Annotated in this window: 3 protein-coding genes and 1 pseudogene; all 4 read right to left on the reverse strand. The window is 65.7% G+C overall.

Annotated features, from left to right (window positions below):
• Positions 1–1,216 (reverse strand): hypothetical protein (locus tag PHQ87_RS15410; RefSeq protein WP_300236311.1); only part of this gene is annotated, 1,216 nt, incomplete at its 3' end.
• A complete protein-coding gene (locus PHQ87_RS15415) occupies positions 1,213–1,692 on the reverse strand; it encodes a hypothetical protein (protein ID WP_300236314.1) in 480 nt (159 codons plus the stop codon). The genes PHQ87_RS15410 and PHQ87_RS15415, both read right to left, overlap by 4 nt.
• The gene (locus PHQ87_RS15420; RefSeq protein WP_300236316.1) at positions 1,692–2,591 is read right to left on the reverse strand and encodes a type II secretion system protein; all 900 of its coding nucleotides are present in this window, start codon (positions 2,589–2,591) and stop codon (positions 1,692–1,694) included. Before PHQ87_RS15420 ends, PHQ87_RS15415 begins: the two co-directional genes overlap by 1 nt.
• A 27-nt stretch (positions 2,592–2,618) precedes the next feature.
• Positions 2,619–3,066: pseudogene (locus PHQ87_RS15425) on the reverse strand (prepilin-type cleavage/methylation domain-containing protein); the annotation flags it as partial.

Genomic DNA, 3,066 nt, shown 5'->3' on the forward strand with positions numbered 1-3,066 from the left:
CGGCCTGCCACCCTGCGGTGCGCAATGCGGCCAGGAAATGGCTCAGGGCCTGCGACGAACCGTCCTCCACCACGCCGTCGACCCTGAAGCGCGCGGGCTCCGGTGCCATGCCCTTGGTCAACTGCACGCGCTGAATCCGTATCTGGCTGCCGGCCGCCTGCCGCACTGTGGCCAGCATCCGCACCGGATCGTGAACCATCGCAAAGCCCATCTGGCGTGCAAAGGTCAGCTCCGGCGCTTCCGCCTCGGCCTGGCGCTCCTCCTGCGCCGCGCCAACGCGGCGGCGCAGGTCTTCCACCTCGGCTTGCAACGCTGCCACCGTCGATCGCTCGGCGTCGACCGTGCGGTCGGCAAAGAAAGCGAACACCCCCAGCCCCGCGGCCACCACGGCCACCATGGCCGCCACGGGCAGCACATGCTTTTCACTGAACCAGGCCAACCGATGCAGCGCGGGCACGGCCCAGGCACGGGTCGGCAGCGCCGCCACCAGGCCGGGCAAAGCCGAAGCCACCTCAGACGCCTGCGCTGTATCGTTGAAGGACGCGTGCGGCAACAGACGCGCATGCACCACACCCGCCTCGGCCAGACCATCCAGCAGAGTCTGCTCCTGCACCGGATCGCCGGGGTGCACCGTGGCCCACGCGAACGCGTCCACACGGCCCTTCCAGCCACCGGTCTTGAACTGTGTCAGCGCGACCTTCACCGGCATCACAAAATCCGACGGATCGGTGCCCATCGCCACCGCCGCCGCATAGTGCATGCGCCCTTCGTGTTCGCCAAAGACGTGCAACTGCGAGCCCGACCGGAGAACCCAGGCCTCCCCGTCCGGGCGCTTCGTGGCCAACAGGCCAGCCAGCGGGATGAACAGACAATGGTCACGCTGGCGGGCCATCCACGACTGGAACTCCTGCCACTGCGGCAAAGGCACGGCCGTGTACAGGGTCTGGTTGCTGTCCGCGTGGCCCATCTGCTTGTGGATGAACACCTGCACCGCGCCGTCGATCAACCCCTCGGCACGCACCACCTTCTCGATCTGGGCCGCGGCATAGGCGGCCTTGCCCTTGCAGTACTGGACGCCCACCTGTGCGTCCGCGAAGTCCGCCACCACGAACGCCGGTGCCCGCAGCGTCGGCCACGGCTGGATCTCGGTCACCTTCCCCTGGGCCAGCTGAAACCAGCCCCGTGACGAAACGAAAATGATCTGCTCGGAGGTCATGGCGCCTCAAAGGGAAAGTACACCTCGCCCACCATCTCCAGGCTGAAGCCACGGTCTTCGGGCAACGGTGGCGTGAAGAGCCCCGCCTGAGGCGATGTCACCGCCAGGTCGAAACGATCGGCGGCAAACCACTGGCGCCCCTGCGGACCGAGCTGCTGACGCAGCAAGGTCTCGGCATCCTGGCGACTGATCAACGCAGGGGAGCGCTGCACCCGGCGGTTGGTCCAGCGCTCGGGATCGATGCCCAGGCGTGCAGCCATGGCCTTGACCTCCTGAGCCTGGCGGGCGTAGGTTTCGCGTTGCTCGATCAAGGGCAACTGGTTCTGCAACTGCATTTTCTCGGCGCGCAACCACTCACCCTGCGCGCGCATCTGGCTGAGCCGCGACATGCCCTGCATGGCGGCCCAGCATGCCAGAGCCAGCAGCAGCGTCGATACCGCCAGCACGGCCAAGCGCCCACGCCGAGATATCGCCATCACTGCTCCATGACCCAGTGCGCCGTCAGCAACGTGACACGGTCCTCGTCATACTGACGACCCCGCGCCGTGGCGCCGCCGGGGTTGTTGGCGCCGATGGCCGTGGTGTCGTTGCTGCTGTGGCGGTTGCCATAGATGTTGCTGGCAATCGTGTTGTTGGCTTCCCATGCCGTGCCCGGCTCATTGGCGTCGCCCGTCTGGGTGTGTGACGCACGACCCTGGATGCGGAAGCGGCCCTCGCGGGAGTCGGGCTTGCCATCGACCACCTGATCGAGGTAACGCGCCAGGTCAGGCGTCAGCCCCCGGATCACCATCACGTTGCCGGCGCCACTGGCGGTACCCGCGGGGTTCCACTGGAAGCACACCTGCACCTCGGACGTGTTGCCGTTGGTGTCCTGGTAGACATAGCGGTCTTCATGACCCTCGCCGCGGCCCGGGGGCAGGCGCACCCCATGGCGAACCATCAGATCGCGCAGCGACTGGCGCGAGAGCCTCGCATCGCCATAGCCCGTCTGACCGGGCCGATAGCCCTGGCCTTCGCAGATCTTGTAGCCGGTGCCCATGAAGTTCTCGGGAATGCCCGCCACAGCCTGACCACCGCGGCGCTCGCAGGCATTTCTGAAGCCGATGTTGGTATGGGCTCCGTTGATCATGTAAGTCGGCGCCTGCTGGCAGTCACCCAGCACCGTTCCCGTGCGCTGGTAGTACTGGTCGTACGCCATCTTCCACTGGTCGAGGAACTTGTTGGCGATCTTGGTGTATTCGGCATTGCGCTGCACATCCTTGCCGATGGAGACGGCACCGATGATCAGACCGATCACCGCGAGCACCAACGCCAGTTCGACCAGCATGAAGCCGCGGTGTGCCCGGGCACGACGGGAGGTATTGAAGCGTGTCATGTTGTCAGGACCTCAGTTTGCGCTGCTTCACTGGTTCATCTTGTAGACGGCGACCACGGTCTTGACCTGGTCCTCGTCACGCTTGAAACCATTCGCGACCGTTCCCCATGCGGATGACGCTTCGGAGTATTCGAAGGTGTTGTTGGTGTTCCACTGCACCCCCGGCTCATTCCACGTGCCGTTGTCGACACCCTGCTGGCGGAAGCGCCCTTCACGCGCATCGGGCTTGCCATCCACCATCTGGTCGAGGTAGCGGGCCAAGTCGGGCGTCAGGCCCGAGATGATCATCACGTTGCCCGAACCTTCAGCATTGCCGGGGTTGTTCCACTGGAAGCACACCTGCACCTCCTGCGGGTTGCCGTTGCTGTCCAGGTAGACATAGCGGTCCTCGTAGCCTTCGGCACGGCCTGGCGGCATGCGCACGCCAGCGCGCACCATCTGGTCACGCAGATCGACCGCGGGCGTACCCCGGGTT

This window comes from Hydrogenophaga sp. (assembly GCF_028698005.1).
Classification (GTDB): domain Bacteria; phylum Pseudomonadota; class Gammaproteobacteria; order Burkholderiales; family Burkholderiaceae_C; genus Hydrogenophaga.

Bases quoted from the DNA above. Each gene is read 5' to 3' on its own strand.
- PHQ87_RS15415 (WP_300236314.1), bottom strand. From the start codon at position 1,692: ATGGCGATATCTCGGCGTGGGCGCTTGGCCGTGCTGGCGGTATCGACG.
- PHQ87_RS15420 (WP_300236316.1), bottom strand. From the start codon at position 2,591: ATGACACGCTTCAATACCTCCCGTCGTGCCCGGGCACACCGCGGCTTC.